The 15,642-nt window shown below is 65.3% G+C and carries 14 protein-coding genes; 8 read left to right on the forward strand and 6 right to left on the reverse strand.

Annotated elements, in window-relative coordinates; genetic code table 11:
- Positions 1–15: 15 nt before the first annotated feature.
- On the reverse strand, positions 16–621 hold the full coding sequence (locus O9320_09335; protein ID MCZ8311044.1) for an HAD family phosphatase: 606 nt from the start codon (positions 619–621) through the stop codon (positions 16–18).
- On the reverse strand, positions 618–1,802 hold the full coding sequence (gene argE, locus O9320_09340) for an acetylornithine deacetylase (protein ID MCZ8311045.1): 1,185 nt from the start codon (positions 1,800–1,802) through the stop codon (positions 618–620). Before argE ends, O9320_09335 begins: the two co-directional genes overlap by 4 nt.
- 206 nt (positions 1,803–2,008) lie before the next feature.
- On the opposite strand from argE, the gene O9320_09345 reads away from it, so the two are divergent.
- From O9320_09345 to O9320_09380, 8 genes are all read left to right on the forward strand, one after another.
- The gene (locus O9320_09345) at positions 2,009–3,607 is read left to right on the forward strand and encodes an ABC transporter substrate-binding protein (GenBank protein MCZ8311046.1); all 1,599 of its coding nucleotides are present in this window, start codon (positions 2,009–2,011) and stop codon (positions 3,605–3,607) included.
- 27 nt (positions 3,608–3,634) lie between these two features.
- Positions 3,635–4,543: a LysR substrate-binding domain-containing protein gene (locus O9320_09350; protein ID MCZ8311047.1), complete on the forward strand. Its 909-nt coding sequence runs from the start codon at positions 3,635–3,637 to the stop codon at positions 4,541–4,543.
- A 128-nt stretch (positions 4,544–4,671) separates the two neighbouring features.
- Positions 4,672–6,258 (forward strand): ABC transporter substrate-binding protein, encoded by a 1,587-nt coding sequence (locus O9320_09355; protein ID MCZ8311048.1) that lies wholly within the window; start codon positions 4,672–4,674, stop codon positions 6,256–6,258.
- A gap of 67 nt (positions 6,259–6,325) precedes the next feature.
- A complete protein-coding gene (locus O9320_09360; GenBank protein MCZ8311049.1) occupies positions 6,326–7,303 on the forward strand; it encodes an ABC transporter permease in 978 nt (325 codons plus the stop codon).
- Position 7,304: 1 nt separating this feature from the next.
- Positions 7,305–8,186, forward strand: a complete 882-nt coding sequence (locus O9320_09365; protein ID MCZ8311050.1) for an ABC transporter permease — start codon at positions 7,305–7,307, stop codon at positions 8,184–8,186.
- Complete coding sequence (locus O9320_09370; protein MCZ8311051.1) at positions 8,183–9,157, forward strand: ABC transporter ATP-binding protein; 975 nt, start codon at positions 8,183–8,185, stop codon at positions 9,155–9,157. The genes O9320_09365 and O9320_09370 overlap by 4 nt, the downstream gene beginning before the upstream one ends.
- The gene (locus tag O9320_09375) at positions 9,157–10,155 is read left to right on the forward strand and encodes an ABC transporter ATP-binding protein (protein ID MCZ8311052.1); all 999 of its coding nucleotides are present in this window, start codon (positions 9,157–9,159) and stop codon (positions 10,153–10,155) included. The genes O9320_09370 and O9320_09375 overlap by 1 nt, the downstream gene beginning before the upstream one ends.
- 14 nt (positions 10,156–10,169) lie before the next feature.
- Positions 10,170–10,955 (forward strand): polyphosphate kinase, encoded by a 786-nt coding sequence (locus O9320_09380; protein ID MCZ8311053.1) that lies wholly within the window; start codon positions 10,170–10,172, stop codon positions 10,953–10,955.
- Here O9320_09380 and O9320_09385 read toward each other — a convergent pair.
- The 4 genes from O9320_09385 to O9320_09400 all read right to left on the reverse strand — a co-directional run bounded on the left by O9320_09385 (position 10,952) and on the right by O9320_09400 (position 15,611).
- The gene (locus O9320_09385) at positions 10,952–11,620 is read right to left on the reverse strand and encodes a class I SAM-dependent methyltransferase (GenBank protein MCZ8311054.1); all 669 of its coding nucleotides are present in this window, start codon (positions 11,618–11,620) and stop codon (positions 10,952–10,954) included. The genes O9320_09380 and O9320_09385 overlap by 4 nt on opposite strands.
- Positions 11,617–12,390: an NAD kinase gene (locus O9320_09390; GenBank protein MCZ8311055.1), complete on the reverse strand. Its 774-nt coding sequence runs from the start codon at positions 12,388–12,390 to the stop codon at positions 11,617–11,619. Before O9320_09390 ends, O9320_09385 begins: the two co-directional genes overlap by 4 nt.
- Before the next feature lie 52 nt (positions 12,391–12,442).
- Positions 12,443–13,480 carry a GTP 3',8-cyclase MoaA gene (gene moaA, locus O9320_09395; protein ID MCZ8311056.1) on the reverse strand — a complete coding sequence of 346 codons (1,038 nt, stop codon included), beginning with the start codon at positions 13,478–13,480 and terminating at the stop codon, positions 12,443–12,445.
- Positions 13,481–13,544: 64 nt separating this feature from the next.
- A complete protein-coding gene (locus O9320_09400) occupies positions 13,545–15,611 on the reverse strand; it encodes a 4Fe-4S binding protein (GenBank protein MCZ8311057.1) in 2,067 nt (688 codons plus the stop codon).
- Positions 15,612–15,642: the final 31 nt, after the last annotated feature.

Consider the following 15,642-nt stretch of genomic DNA (forward strand, 5'->3'; position numbering starts at 1 on the left):
GAGTTTAAGCGGCCCCTAGAGAAAACCCAAGTTTTCGAGGTCGCGGTGCAACGCAGGCGGCGCCGCAAAATGGTGGGCGGTGAAACCGAGCTTGCGCGCACTCGCGATATTGGCCGCACTGTCGTCGATGAAAAAGCACGCGTGCGCGGGCTTGCCGACGACCTTCAGCAGATGATGGAAAATCGCGGGATCGGGTTTCACGAGGCCGAGCTCGCCCGACACCACGATGTCGCGGAACAGTTCGAGAAACGGGAAGTTCGGACGCGCCATCGCGAAGGTTTCGGCCGACCAGTTGGTGAGCGCATAGAGCGGTATGCCTTTGGAATGCAGCGCCTCGAGCAGCATGACCGTGCCCGCGATCGGCCCCGACAGCATTTCCATGAAGCGCCCGTAATAGGCGCGGATGAGGTCGGCGCGATCGGGGAAGCGTGCGAGGAGTTCGGCTTCGGCCTCGCGGATCGGCCGGCCGGCATCCTGCTGGACGTTCCATTCATGCGTGCACACTTCGGCGAGGAACGCTTCCATCGCCGCTTCGTCAGCGAAGAGCTTGCGGTAGAGATTGCGCGGGTCCCAGCCGATCAGCACGTTGCCGAGATCGAATACGACGGTATCGGGTTTCATGGCCGGCTTTCGAAACGCTCGACCAGGCGGCGCAGGAACTGTTCGCAAAGTGCGATCTGTTCGAGGGCCACGAACTCGTCGGGCTTGTGCGCCTGGTCGATGTCGCCGGGGCCACAGATCACGGTCGGGATGCCGCGCGCTTCGAACAGGCCCGCCTCGGTGCCGAATGCAACTTTGGCCGTGGCGTTGCCGCCCGAGGCCGCTTTGGCCGCCTGCACGACGTCGCTGTCCTCGTCGCCGCCGAGACCCGGGAAGCTCGAGATTTCCTCGAATGAGAAGCCCGTGTCGGCATTGACGGCGCGCATCTTGGGCTCGAGCTCGCGCCGCACGAAGGCTTCGAATTCGGCGAACAGCGTGCGCGGATCGTGGACCGGCAGATGGCGGAACTCGAAATCGAACTGGCAGTCCTTCGGCACGATATTGAGCGCCGTGCCGCCGCGGATCGTGCCGACATGCACGGTCGTGAACGGAATGTCGAATTCGCGGTCGAACGGGCCGTCGGCGGCGAGCTTGTCGCCCATGCGCACGAGCTCGGCGATCGCGCGCGCGGCATACTGGATCGCGTTCACGCCGCGCGGGGCAAGTGAGGAATGGCATTCGAAGCCGCGCACATGTGCGCGCACCGAGATCTTGCCCTTGTGCGCGCGGATCACCTTCATGCTGGTGGGCTCGCCCACGACGCAGCCCATCGGCTTGATCCCGCGCGCCTCGAGATCGTCGAGCAGGCGTCGCACGCCCAGGCACCCGACCTCCTCGTCGTAGGAGAACGCAAAATGGATCGGCGTCTTGAGCTTGGCTTGCTGGAAATGCGGGGCGAGGGCCAAGCACACGCCGACGAAGCTCTTCATGTCGGTGGTGCCGCGGCCGTAAAGTTTGCCGTCTTTGACCGAAGGTTCGAAGGGGGCGACCGTCCATTCCTGGCCGTCGATGGGCACGACGTCCGTATGGCCCGAGAGGACCAAGCCAGGCCGGTCGGCCGGGCCGATCGTCGCCCACAAATTGGCCTTTTTGCCTGTCGCGTCGAACACGAGATGGCTTTCGATGCCGAGCTTGGAAAGATAGCCGCGCACCCAGTCGATCAAAGCGAGATTGCTGTCGCGGCTGGTCGTGTCGAAGGCGACGAGGCGTTTGACGATCTCGAGCGTGGCGGGCTGGGGCAGGGTGGTTTGGGTGTCCGACATGGTATTCGACCGGGCTCCAGGGGCAAATGCGGTCTTTCACCTGACACAGCCGTCGTCCCGCGACCAGCCGAAAAATTCGATGGCGGTATCGCGCGGTACGACGGGCGAAGACGGCGCTTGCCCCCGAGACTTGCCCGAGACTTGCAAGCCTTCTGGCGATCTGCAAACCTGTCCGGTGCGCGAAACAAAGCGCCAAAGGGAGTGAGATGCGCGTCGTCCTGTGCCGCCCGATGATCGGAATTGCCGTCGCCACGTTTGCGGCGGTCGCGATGGCTTTCCTGCCGGCGGCGGGGCAGGCCCAGGATTTGACCGTGGGCCTCGGCGGCAACGTCACTTCGATCGACCCGCATTTCCACAATTTGTCGCCAAACAACGGCGTTGCCGCCCATATCTTCGACCGGCTCGTGCACCAGGACCCGCAGCAGCGCCTGGTCCCCGGCCTTGCGACCGAATGGACCGTGCTCGACGACACGACGTGGGAATTCAAGCTGCGCCAGAACGTGCGCTTCCACGACGGCACGCCGTTCGACGCCGAAGACGTCGTCGCCTCTTTGAAGCGCGTCGCTTGGGTGCCCAATTCGCCGTCGTCGTTTCTGATCTCGACGCGTGCCATCGCCGAGACGATCGTCGTGGACAGCCACACGATCCGCTTCCGCACGGCACGGCCCGCACCGTTGCTGCCGATCGATCTTTCGAGCGTGAATATCGTCAGCAAGCGGCACGTCGAAAGCCCGACTGGCGACTTCAACCAAGGGCGTGCCGCCGTGGGCACGGGACCGTTCCGCTTCGTCGATTTCGCGCCCGGCGATCGTGTCGTGCTTGCGCGCAACGACAATTACTGGGGCCCGAAGCCGCACTGGGCGCGCGTGACGTTGCGCATCGTCGCCAATCCGTCGGCGCGCACGGCGGCGCTGCTGGCGGGCGACGTGCAGATCATCGACCAGGTGCTGACCGCCGATCTGCCGCGCTTGCGCGGCAATCCGCAGATCGCCCTTGCGCGCGTGACCTCGAACCGTCTCATCTTCCTCGCCCTCGACCAGAGCCGCGACCAGTCGCCCTTCATCACCGACAAGCAGGGCGCTTTGCTGCCCAACAACCCGCTCAAGAATCGGCGCGTGCGCCAGGCTTTGTCGCGCGCGATCAACCGGGCCGGCATCGTGCAGCGCGTGTTCGACGGCGAAGCGATCCCGGCGGGCGGCTTGCTGCCCGAGGGATTCTTCGGCGTGTCGGACAAGCTCAAGCCCGACGCGTTCGATCCGGAAGCGGCCCGCCGTCTGCTCGCCGAAGCCGGATATCCCAACGGCTTTGCCATGACGATCCATGGCCCCAACGACCGCTATCCCGAAGACGAAAAGGTGCTGCAGGCGATCGGGCCCATGTTCTCGCGCGTCGGCATCGATACGCGCGTGGTCACGCAGCCTTGGGCGACCTATGCGAGCGTGTCGAGCGCACCCACCTACGCCTACAGCATCATGCTGTTCGGCTGGGGGGCGGCGACCGGCGAGGTCTCCTCGCCGCTGCGCTCGCTGCTCGCAACGCCCAATCGCGATCTCGGCACGGGGGCGTCCAATCGCGGCCGCTATTCGAACCCGCAGGTGGACGAGCTTCTGGCGCGCGCAATGGCGACGGTTGCAGACCCCGCGCGCGCCAAGCTGCTCGCCGAAGCCTCCGAAGCGGCGTTGGCCGACCAGGGGCTGATCCCGCTCTATTACCAGATCAATCTCTGGGGCATGCGCAAAGGGATCGGCTACGAGCCGCGCGCGGACGAAACCACGCTGGCGCAATTCGTGCGCCCCGCCAACTGAGGCGGCCCGTAAATTGGCACGCTTCACTTGAATCTCCGGGCGTTGCGCGTGCTGCGGGCAGTTGCGGCCAGCGGCAGCCAAGCGGCTGCCAGCCGCACGCTGAATGTGGCCCCCTCGGCCATCAGCCGAACGATCGTGGAGCTTGAAGCCGAGTTGGGCTTTGCGCTGTTCCGGCGCGACAAAGGCCGCTTGATCCCGACCCAGACCGGACGCGCTTTTGCGCTTGAGGTCGAGCGCGTTTTCCGCGACGTCGACATGCTGGCCGATACAGCACGGGCCTTGCGCGCGGCCGGCGGCGATCGCTTGCGCGCCATCGTCCCGCCGAGCCTGTCGCATCGGTTTTTGCCCGAAACGTTGCGGCGTTTCGTGGCAGCACATCCCGAAACGCGGCTCGATATCGATTACGGTCCGGCCGCCGCAGGCATGGCCGCCTTGGCGCAAGCGCGCGCGGACATTGCCGTGCTGTCGCTGCCGATCGATACGGCCGGGTTCGAGGTTGTACCTCTTATCGACGTGGAAACAGTTTGCCTCGTGCCGGCCGACCATAAGCTTGCGGCCAAAGCCGCGATTTCGCCCGCCGATCTCGACCGGCAGAAGGTGGTGCTGATCGACCGCCGCTTTGCCTTGCGCGAAAAGCTCGACGATTTGTTCAGGCGGGCAGGGGCCATCCCCGATATCCGCGTGGAAACCTCGTCGGGTGCTGCCGCAGCGGGCTGCGCGCAGGCCGGGATCGGCATTGCCGTGGTGAGCCGCCTCATCGCGGGCCAAGCCGAGGGCGATCCGCAAATCGTGGTGCGCCCCTTCCGCCCGACGGTTTGGCAGAAATTTGCGGCGGCGATCGGTCCTGGTGTCGAGGGTCCGGCGGTCGAGGGGTTCGTGAAGGCGCTCAAAGCCACGTCCGCCGACTATCGGCGCAAGGCTTCCCGAACACGGTGACGCAATACGAGCACCCCGTCGCGAAATTCGATGCGACAAACGCTTGGCCTTCGTCTAAATGTATGGCCATGCGTCAGACGCCCGCCATAGGGCGCGTCGTTTTTCCAGTCTGGACCGGGAGACTTCGAATGCAAAAAGCCACGCTTAAGGCCTTCGCCTTTGCCGCCGCATTGGCGGTCGCAACACCCTTCGCGGGCCTGCCCGTACCGGCGGCAGCGCAGACGCTGACTGTCGGTGTTGGCGGCAACATCACCTCGATGGACCCGCATTTCCACAATCTTGGGCCCAACAACAATATCGCCCAGTATTTCTTCGACCGTCTCGTGCATTTCGACGCGCAGCAGAAGCCGATCCCGGGCCTCGCCGAAAGCTGGCGCTCGATCGACGACAATACGTGGGAGTTCAAGCTGCGCCGCGGCGTGAAGTTCCACGACGGCAGCGATTTCGACGCGCAAGACGTGGTCGCGACCTTCAAGCGCGTGCCGTGGGTGCCCAATTCGCCGTCCTCGTTCGTGGCCTTCGTGCTCGGCCTCGAAACCACGGTCGTCGACTCGCACACGCTGCGCTTTCGCACGCCCGCCCCGCGGCCGTTGATGCCGATCGATTTTGCGGTCGTTAACATCGTCAACCGCAAGAACGCCGAATCGCCGACGGCCGATTTCAATTCGGGTGCCGCCATGAACGGCACGGGCCCGTTCCGCTTTGGCCAGTTCGCGCCCGGCGACCGCGTGGCGATGACGCGCAACGACGCCTATTGGGGCGAGAAGTCGCATTGGGCGAGTGTCACCACGCGCATCATCACCAACCCGTCGGCGCGCACGGCAGCCCTGCTTGCGGGCGACGTGCAGATCATCGACCAGGTGCAGACGGCCGATCTGCCGCGCCTCAAGCAGAACACGAATCTGCGGCTCGAGCGCGTGATCGGCAACCGCCTCATCTATCTGCATCTCGACCACAACCGCGACCAGACGCCGTTCCTTTTCGACAAGGCGAGCGGCCAGCCGCTGCCGACCAATCCGCTCAAGGACGTGCGCGTGCGCCAGGCGCTGTCGAAGTCGATCAACCGCCAAGCGCTCGCCGAGCGCATCTTCGACGGCGAAGCGATCCCGGCCGGCGGCTTGCTGCCCGACGGCTTCTACGGCGCATCGCCGAAGCTGAAGCCCGAAGCGCAGGATCTGGCCGGTGCCCAGCGTCTCTTGCGCGAAGCGGGCTTCCCCAACGGCCTGAAGATGACGCTGCACGGGCCCAACGACCGCTATCCGGAAGACGACAAGGTGCTGCAGGCGCTCGGGCCCATGTTCACGCGCGCAGGCATCGAAACCTCGGTCGTGCCGATGCCGTGGGCGACCTACGCCTCGCAGTCGAGCGCGCCGACCTTCGCCTTCTCGGTGATGCTGGTGGGCTGGGGCTCGGACACGGGCGAAACCTCGTCGCCGCTGCGTGCGCTTCTTGCCACGCGTTCGCCGGGCTTCGGGGCGTCCAACCGCGGCCGCTACTCGAACCCGACGATGGACGCGTTGCTCAACCGCGCCTTGCAGACCGTCGATCCGGTCGCACGCGAGAAGATCCTGTTCGAGGCCTCGGAACTTGCCGTCGGCGACGTCGGCATCATTCCGCTCTACTACCAGGTCAACCTCTGGGGTCTGCGCGCGAACCTGACCTATCAGGCGCGCACCGACGAATACACGCTGGCGCATCTCGTCAAGCCGCGTTGAGACAAGGCTCTAGCGGCGCGAATATCCGGGCGACCGGCTATTCGCGCCGCCGCGGTCCTTCCAAGCCATGAGCGTTTTCATCATCCGCCGACTGTCGCAGAGCGCGCTTGTTCTGCTGATCATGTCGTTGCTGGTCTTCTTCGGCGTGTTCGCGATCGGGGATCCGATCGAGATTTTCATCGCCGCCGACGCGGACCAAGCCGAGCGCGAACGCGCCATCGCCGCCCTCGGTCTCGACAAGCCGATTTGGCTGCAATATTTCTTTTTCCTGTCGAACGCGCTTGCCGGCGATCTCGGCCGCTCGTTCGTGTTCAACATTCCCGCGATCGACCTCATTCTGCTGCGCCTGCCGGCCACGCTTGAACTCGCCTTCTGTGCGGTGTTCCTGTCGGTCGCGTTCGGCATTCCGCTCGGCATGTATGCCGGATACCGGCCGGAATCGCGCGCGGCCAAGACGATCATGGCGACCTCGATCGCGGGCTTCAGCCTGCCCACCTTCTGGGTCGGGCTTATGATGATCCTCGTCTTCGCGGTCGAACTCGGCTGGCTGCCGGCGAGCGGGCGCGGCGAGCTCGGCTCGTTCCTGGGCATCCAGTCGAGCCTGTTCACGCTCAACGGGCTTGCGCATCTGGCGTTGCCCGCCCTCAATCTCGCCCTCTTCAACATCTCGCTCGTCATTCGCCTCACGCGGGCCGGCATGCGCGAGAACATGCCGATGGACTACGTCAAATTCGCACGCGCCAAGGGGCTCACGCAGCGCCGCGTGGTGTTCGTGCATGTGATGAAAAACATCATGATCCCTGTCGTGACCGTGATCGGGCTCGAAATCGGCCAGGTCATCGCGTTTGCGGTCGTTACCGAGACGATCTTCGCGTGGCCCGGCATGGGCAAGCTCATCATCGACAGCATCAACAATCTCGACCGGCCGGTGATCGTCGCTTATCTGCTGATCATCGTGCTCATGTTCATCATGATCAATCTCGTGGTGGACGTGCTCTATTCGGTGCTCGATCCGCGCGTGCGGCTCAGCGATACGGGCAAATAGCATGGCCGATCTCGACACACCCTTCCGGCGCTTCGTCGCCGATTTCCGCGAAGACAAAGTCGCCGTGGGCGCGGGCGTGCTGTTCGTTGCGATCTTCGCGGCCGCGATGGCGTGCGCTTATATCAGCCCGCAGAACCCCTACGATCTGCGCCAGCTCGACATCATGGACGGCAAAATGCCGCCCGGAAAAGCGTCGATGGACGGGCTTGTTTTCTGGCTCGGCTCCGACGGCCAGGGCCGCGACATGGTCTCGGCCATTCTCTACGGCCTTCGCACCTCGTTCCTGGTCGCGGTCACATCGGGCTTCATCGCCGCTGCCGTCGGTACGGCTGTCGGGCTTGCGGCCGCCTATTACGGCGGCTTGGTCGATACGCTCTTGATGCGCACGGTCGACATCAAACTCTCGTTCCCGGCAATTTTGATCGCCCTCGTGCTGCTGGCCGTGTTCGGGCAGGGGACGGGCAAAATCGTGATCGCCCTCGTGGTGATCCAGTGGGCCTATTATGCGCGCACGGTGCGCGCCTCGGCGCTGGTCGAGCGGCGCAAGGAATACGTGGAAGCCGCTCAGTGCCTCGCACTGCCGCAGCGGCGCATCCTGTTTCGCCATATTTTGCCCAACTGCCTGCCGCCGTTGATCGTGGTCGGCACCATCCAGATCGCCAATTCGATTGCCCTGGAAGCGACCTTGTCGTTCCTGGGCGTGGGCTTGCCGATTACCGAGCCTTCGCTTGGCCTGCTCATTGCAAACGGTTTTGAGTACATTCTGTCGGGCGTGTACTGGATCAGCTTCTTCCCTGGCGTCGCCTTGCTGGTCACCATCGTGTCGATCAACCTCGTCGGCGACCGTCTGCGCGACGTTCTCAACCCGCGGCTCCAGAAATGACGAACGAAGCAACATTGCGCGTCGAGAATCTGCAGACGCATTTCGACACCAAAGCCGGCACCGTGCGCGCCGTCGACGGCGTGTCGTTCGATGTGCGCCAGGGCCAGATTCTGGGCCTCGTGGGCGAGTCCGGCTCGGGCAAGTCGGTCACCGGCTTCTCGATCATGGGGCTCGTCGATCCGCCGGGCCGCATTGCGGGCGGGCGCGTGCTGTTCCAGGGCCGCGACATCGCCAAGATGGGCGAGGAGGAGCTGCGCCAATTGCGCGGCAACCGCATCGCGATGATCTTCCAGGACCCGATGATGACGCTCAATCCGGTCCTCAAAGTGGAAACCCAGATGATCGAAGCCGTGCAGGCGCACGGCAACGTGGACCGCAAAACCGCCTGGACGCGCGCGCGCGATGCGCTCGGCCAAGTCGGTATCCCGAGCCCCGAAGAGCGGCTCAATTCGTATCCGCACCAGTTTTCGGGCGGCATGCGCCAGCGTGTCGCGATCGCGATCGCGCTTCTGAACAAGCCCGATCTCATCGTCGCCGACGAGCCGACCACGGCCCTCGACGTGACGATCCAGGGCCAGATCCTCTACGAGGTGCAGAAGCTCGCGCGCGAAACGCGCACGGCGCTCATCTGGATCACGCACGATCTGTCGGTCGTGGCCTCGCTCGCCGACGAGATTTGCGTGATGTATGCGGGCCGCATCGTCGAGCGCGGCTCTGTCGACCAGGTGCTTGATGCGCCCGCACATCCCTACACGGCCGGTCTCATCGGTTCGGTGCCGAGCCGCAACGTCAAAGGCACTAAGCTTGTGCAGATACCGGGCGTGATGCCGTCGATGCTGAACCTGCCCTCGGGCTGCGCGTTCCGCCTGCGCTGCACGCATGCCGACGCGACATGCGAAGCGTCGGCCCCCCCGGCATCGGGCGGCTTGCGCCAAGTGCGCTGCTTCCATCCGCTGACCGAGGTGGCGTGATGGCAACCCCTATCGTCGAACTCAAGGACGTCTCCAAGCGCTTCGTCAAATCGCTCGATATGGCGGGCAAGCTCGCCGCCAAGCTCGGCGCCAATGTGCGCGAGGAGACCGTGCATGCGGTCGATCGCGTGTCGCTGTCGGTCGCCGAGGGCGAGGTCGTGGGCCTCGTGGGCGAAAGCGGGTGCGGCAAATCCACGCTCGGGCGCATCGTCGCGGGTATCCTGCCGCAGACGCAAGGCGAAGTACTCTATCGCGGTCAACCGCTTTCGGCGCTGTCCGGGCAGGCGCGCGTGAAGGCCGCCCTTGCCGTGCAGATGATCTTTCAGGACCCGTACGCCTCGCTCAATCCGCGCATGCGGGTGGCCGACATCATCGGCGAGGCGCCGCTCTATCACGGCCTCACCGACAAAGCGGGCGAGGTGGCCTATCTCGACGAGACGATGCGCCGCGTGGGCCTCGATCCGGCCTACAAGAAGCGCTATCCGCATCAATTCTCGGGCGGCCAGCGCCAGCGCATCGGCATTGCGCGCGCCCTTGCGGTCAAGCCCGAATTCGTCGTGTGCGACGAGTCCGTGGCCGCGCTCGACGTGTCGATCCAAGCGCAGATCCTCAATCTGTTCATGGAACTGCGCGCCGCCCTCAATCTCACGTATCTCTTCATCAGCCACGACCTCGGCGTGGTGCGCCATCTCTCGGACCGCGTCGTGATCATGTATCTGGGCCGCGTGGTCGAAGAGGGGGCTACGGACGACCTTTTCGCCAACCCCAACCACCCCTACACGATCGCGTTGCTGGGCGAGATCCCGCGCCTCGATACGCGCAAGCGCGTGTTCGTGCCGGTCAAAGGCGAAATTCCCTCGCCGCTCAACCCGCCGGGCGGCTGCCATTTCCATCCGCGCTGCCCGCACGCAATGCCGCGCTGCAGCGTCGAAGCGCCGATCTTGCGCGAGATTGCACCGGGCCGCCGGTCGGCCTGCCATCTCAACGACGCCAGCTGAAAGGATTTCATGCGATGGCACATCGTCTGTCGTCGCTGAAACCGGGCAAGCGTTTTCCCGACCGTGCTGCGTACGAAGCCGAGTTGGCCGTGCTGCAAGCGCGCATGTTGGCACTCCAGCAGACCTACTGGCACGAAAAGCGGCGCGGCATCGTCGTGTTCGAGGGCTGGGATGCGGCCGGCAAGGGCGGGGCGATCCGCCGCATGGTGCAGATGCTCGATCCGCGCGGCGTCTATGTGTGGCCCATTGCCGCCCCGCAAGAAGACGAGCAGGCGCGCCACTATCTTTACCGCTTCTGGCAGAGGCTGCCGCTGCCCGGATCGCTCGCCGTGTTCGACCGCTCCTGGTACGGGCGCGTGCTGGTCGAGCGCGTGGACAAGCTCTGCGCGCCCAAAGACTGGAAGCGCGCCTATCGCGAGATCGTCGAGTTCGAACGCCAGCTCGCAGCGGACGGCGTGCGCATCGCCAAAGTGTTTCTGCACATCACGCCGAAGGTCCAGCTCAAGCGCTTCGCCGATCGGCTCGAAGACCCAACCAAGCGCTGGAAGCTGACCCAGGCCGATCTCGACGCCTATCGGCAGCGCGACGCCTACGCGCACGCAGCCGACGAAATGTTCGAGCGCACGGACTGGAAGCACGCGCGCTGGCGCCTCGTGCAGGCCGACAGCAAATGGCGCGCACGCGTCGATGCGATTTCGCACGTGCTCGACGTGCTCGGCAAAGGCATCGACACGCGCCCGCCGCCGATCGATCCGAAGTTCCTTGCGGCCGCGCGCAAGATGCTGAAGGCGAGCGTCTAGGCTTTTCGCGCGACGAAACTCGAGAGCACGCGTTTGCCGCGATGTTTGGCAAGCTTCGGCACAAGCACGATATGGTCGTCGGCGGCCCATTCGACGATCTCGCAAGGTGCAAACCCGGCGGCTGCAAGGGCCGCACGGAACTCGACGACGTCGTGGCGGAAGCTCGGCAGGCGATGGATCTTCCCGTCTTTCTCGAAATGCGCCCCCGTGCCCGCCGCCGCCAAATCCGCATGCATTTCGGCCACGAACAGCACGCCGCCGCTTTTGAGCAGCGTTGCCGCCTGCGCCACGATCGGCGTGACGGTTTGGAAATGTTCGAGAACCAGCGAGATGCAGGCAACGTCGAAAGGTGCGCCCGGCAAACGCGGCCAGGCGCCGGCCAAATCGGCTTCGACGAGGGTTGCGGCTCCGGCGAGCCGGACCTGCGCCTGGGCCAGCATGCCGCTCGAGCCGTCGATGCCGACGAGCAGGGAAGCGCCGCCTTCGCGCGCGAGCCCGAGATTGCGCCCGGTGCCGCAGCCGATATCGAGGAACGCGGCCCCCTTAAGCCGCAGCTTCGCTTGCGCGAAGGCGAGGGCGGCCAGCGCCACCATCGGATTGTCGAAACGGTCGTAGTCGCTGGCCCAGCTGTCGTAGCCCGCGCGCACGTCGACGGTGTCGGTCACGGCGCGAATTGTTCTTTCAGCACGCGTTCTTCGAACGAGTGCTCGGGGTCGAACAGCAGCGTGAGGCGCTTGGTGCGGTCTTCGGCGACTTCGACATGGATTACGTCGCGGATTTCGGTGTGGTCGGCGGTCGCACTGACCGGGCGCTTGTCGGCTTCGAGCACGTCGAACGTGACCTTGGCGCGTGCGGGCAGCAAAGCGCCGCGCCAGCGCCGCGGGCGAAACGCCGTGATCGGCGTGAGTGCGAGCAACTCGGCGCCCATCGGCACAATGGGGCCATGGGCCGAAAGATTGTAGGCGGTCGATCCGGCGGGCGTGGAGACGAGCACGCCGTCGGCGATGAGTTCTTCGAGCCGCACCACGCCGTCGATCGACACGCGGATTTTGGCCGCCTGGCGCAATTGGCGCAGCAAGCTCACTTCGTTGATCGCGACGGCGGTTTCGGTTTTGCCGTTCTTGCAGCGCACGGTCATGCGCAACGGGTGCAAGGTCACGCGATGCGCGGCTTTGAGGCGGGCGATGAGCCCCAGCGGTCGGAAATCGTTCATCAGGAACCCGACCGAGCCGCGATGCATGCCGAAGACGGGCACGCCGCGCGCCAGCGACCGGTGCAGCGTTTGCAGCACAAAGCCGTCGCCGCCCAGCGCCACGACGAGGTCGGCCTTGTCGAACGGCACGTTCGCGTAGCGTTTTTTGAGGCGCGCGAGCGCTTCGGCCGCCTGCGGCGTATCGGCGGCAACAAACGCAATTTTGGACGGCGTGTCGGACATGGGCGAGATGTTTACGCCAGCCGCCCGTGCCGTTCCAGGGGCTTGTCGGGGACTAGCCGCCGGTGACCGACATATGGCGGGCGACGGCGGGCGCCTTGTGGCGCCGGTCGATGACAAAATCGTGGCCTTTGGGCTTGCGCGCGATCGCATTGCGGATCGCCGTGTCGAGGGCGGCGTCGTCCGCCGACGCACGCAAGGGCGTGCGCAGATCGGCCGCGTCGTCTTGGCCCAGGCACATATAGAGCGTGCCGGTGCAAGTGAGCCGCACGCGGTTGCAGCTTTCGCAGAAATTGTGCGTGAGCGGCGTGATGAAGCCCAAACGCCGGCCGGTTTCGCGCACCGTGAAATAGCGCGCAGGCCCGCCGGTGCGGTAGTCGGTCTCGTCGAGCGTCCAGTTCTTGGCAAGCGACGCGCGCACGAGCGACAGCGGCAGATATTGGTCGAGGCGCGCTTCGCCGCCGATGTCGCCCATCGGCATCACTTCGATGAAGACGAGATCGAAACCCTCTTCGCCCGACCAGGCGACGAGACGGTCGAATTCGTCGTCGTTGCCGCCTTTGAGGGCGACCGCGTTGATCTTGACGGCGAGCCCCGCCTGTTTGGCGGCCTTGAGGCCGTCCAGCACCTGGTCGAGCTTGCCCCAGCGCGTGAGGGCGGTGAATTTGGCCGGGTCCAGCGTGTCGAGCGACACGTTGATGCGGCGCACGCCGGCGTCGCGGAGCTCGTGCGCATACTTCGCGAGCTGCGAGCCGTTGGTGGTGAGGGTGAGTTCGTCGAGTGCTCCCGCCTCGATATGGCGGCCGAGATTGCGCACGAGGCTCATCACGTTGCGCCGCACGAGCGGCTCGCCGCCAGTGAGGCGTAGCTTGCGCACACCCAGGCGCACGAACGCCGAGCACAGCCGGTCGAGTTCCTCGAGCGACAGGATCTCGGCCTTGGGCAGGAACGTCATGTTTTCGGACATGCAATAGACGCAGCGAAAATCGCAGCGATCCGTGACCGACACGCGCAGATACGAGATCGCGCGCGCAAACGGATCGACGAGTTTTTCGGCTCCAGGTGCGGCCGGGGGGGCGAGGCCAGTATCCATCGAAATTCCGAATCCTTGCGTTATGTCCGGCGGAATATAGCGCCTGTCCGCCGACTTGTCGCGTTTAGCGCTTGGGCGTGGTCTGCTGCTCGGCCGCGCGCTTGGCGCGCTCGTTTTCGCGCAGATCGTCTTCGGTCGTGCGCGTGAGCGGGCGCGGCGGGCCCGCAAACGGATCGATCGCGGCTTCGGCCTGGCGGATCAGGCGGCAGTCCTCGCACATGCGGATGCGCTCGACCACTTCGGGCTTCTGGAACATCCAATGTTTGTCGGCGAGTTTGGCCGTGACGTTTTCGATCGCCGACAGCGTGCCGAAGGGCTTGCCGCAACGCACGCAGCAGGCGGGCTCTTCTTCTTTGACGAGGGCAGGCGACTTTGCGACCGAGGTGAAATCGAGCTGCGGCTTCAGCTGAATGACCTTCTCGGGGCATGTCGCCTTGCACAGGCCGCACTGCACGCAAGCTTCCTGGATGAAGCGCAGCTGCGGCATGTCGGGATTGTCGATGAGCGCACCTGTCGGGCACGTGCCCACGCACGAGAGGCACAACGTGCAGCCGGCCGTGTCGATCGCGAGCGTGCCGAAGGGCGAGCCTGCGGCCAGCGGCAGCACATCGACGGGGGCAGGCGCCACCTCGTGCAGATGGCGCAAGGCGAGCAAGGTCACTTCGCGCTTACCGCCCGTGGGCAGGAAGCCGCCTTGCTTGGGTGCGGCCGCAACCTTTGTGCCGTAGAGCAAAGCTTCGACCGTTTCGGGATCGGCATCGTCGATGATCGCAACGCGCCCTTCGCCGAAGCCGAGGCCCGACATGGCCGTCTCGGCAAGGCCGATTTGGCCTGCGAGGCCCGCAAGCTCGTCGCGCTTTTCGGGATCGACGAGCAGGCGCACTTGGGCGGCCCCGAAGGCCAATGCGCAGGCCATAAAGTCGAAACCTACTTGCGTGATTTCGTTGACCGCAAACGGCAGCACATGGGCGGGCAGGCCGCGGCCGTGGCGCGCGATCATGTCGATCACTTCTTCGCCGTGCTTGCCGTCATGCACGAGCAGCACCGCACGACTGCCGCCAGCACGCCCATAGGCCACGAGCAGCGTGCGCAACCGATCGAGCACCGTGTCTTTTTCCGGCAGCGCGTAGGTCGCAGCCCCCGTCGGGCACACGGACGCACAACTGCCGCAGCCCGCGCACACATACGGATCGATGTCGACATGGTCGCCCGCCGAGGCGATGGCACCGGTCGGGCACACATCGAGGCAGCGATTGCAGCCTTTCTTGGTGTTGCGGCTATGCGTGCAGATATCGGCCTGGTAGGCGATGTAGCGCGGCTTCTCGAACTCGCCGATCATGTCGGACGCGGCGTAGATTGCGCGCTCGACGGCGGCGGGGTCCTTGGGATCGGCGCGGAAATAGCCGTCGCGCTTTTCGTGCGCCTGGAACAAAGGCGTTCCGCCGGTGAGGTCGAGGATGATGTCGCATTTGGACGACGCCCCGTCGCGCGCGCGTTCGAAACCGAGTTGGCCGCGCGAAGCGGGCAGGGCCGGCGCATAGTCGTCGACGGTGATTTCGAAAGCGCCCAGATGGCCCTTGGCGCGCGCGATGGTGCCGCGGAAGATCGGCACGTCGGTCAGGCGCGGCGGTGCCACGGAGGCGGGCTTGGTCAGCAGCACCGTGCAGTCGAGGCGGGCACCCAAGCGCTTGGCCGCCGCGATCGCGGTCTCGTCGCGCCCGTAGACGAGGGCGATCCCTTGCGAGCGCATCGACACGCTTGCAGTGGGCGGCACGTCGATCGCGGCTTCGGCCAGCAATGCCGCGATCTTCGGCATGGCCTTGTCGGCTTCCTCCGACCAGCCCGCGCGCTCGCGGATATTGACGAAGCGAATATTGTTGTCGAGCCCGAGCTCGGCGCGCGTCTCGGCGAAGAAGGGGGCTTCCTGTGTGCACGCGACCACGAGCTCGCGGCCCTTCTTGAGGGCGGCTTCGAAATTGCCGATCTGCGCGCGGCACAACAGCGTACCGGGGGCGACTTCGCCGACGTCGTTGCCGACGGCCGCCGTGCAGGCTTTGCGCAGGGCCTTGCCGTCGAGCGGCATGGTGCCCGTGCAGTCGCAGACCAGAACCGTTTTGCCGTCGATTTCCATGGGTGCTTTCGGGGGGCGGAATCCTCGGCCG

It is taken from the genome of Magnetospirillum sp. (assembly GCA_027532905.1).
Classification (GTDB): Bacteria; Pseudomonadota; Alphaproteobacteria; order CACIAM-22H2; family CACIAM-22H2; genus Tagaea.

Coding starts and splice junctions, on each gene's coding strand:
- O9320_09335 (MCZ8311044.1), bottom strand. CDS start 621: ATGAAACCCGATACCGTCGTATTCGATCTCGGCAACGTGCTGATCGGC.
- argE (MCZ8311045.1), bottom strand. CDS start 1,802: ATGTCGGACACCCAAACCACCCTGCCCCAGCCCGCCACGCTCGAGATC.
- O9320_09345 (MCZ8311046.1), top strand. CDS start 2,009: ATGCGCGTCGTCCTGTGCCGCCCGATGATCGGAATTGCCGTCGCCACG.
- O9320_09355 (MCZ8311048.1), top strand. CDS start 4,672: ATGCAAAAAGCCACGCTTAAGGCCTTCGCCTTTGCCGCCGCATTGGCG.
- O9320_09360 (MCZ8311049.1), top strand. CDS start 6,326: ATGAGCGTTTTCATCATCCGCCGACTGTCGCAGAGCGCGCTTGTTCTG.
- O9320_09365 (MCZ8311050.1), top strand. CDS start 7,305: ATGGCCGATCTCGACACACCCTTCCGGCGCTTCGTCGCCGATTTCCGC.
- O9320_09370 (MCZ8311051.1), top strand. CDS start 8,183: ATGACGAACGAAGCAACATTGCGCGTCGAGAATCTGCAGACGCATTTC.
- O9320_09375 (MCZ8311052.1), top strand. CDS start 9,157: ATGGCAACCCCTATCGTCGAACTCAAGGACGTCTCCAAGCGCTTCGTC.
- O9320_09380 (MCZ8311053.1), top strand. CDS start 10,170: ATGGCACATCGTCTGTCGTCGCTGAAACCGGGCAAGCGTTTTCCCGAC.
- O9320_09390 (MCZ8311055.1), bottom strand. CDS start 12,390: ATGTCCGACACGCCGTCCAAAATTGCGTTTGTTGCCGCCGATACGCCG.
- moaA (MCZ8311056.1), bottom strand. CDS start 13,480: ATGGATACTGGCCTCGCCCCCCCGGCCGCACCTGGAGCCGAAAAACTC.
- O9320_09400 (MCZ8311057.1), bottom strand. CDS start 15,611: ATGGAAATCGACGGCAAAACGGTTCTGGTCTGCGACTGCACGGGCACC.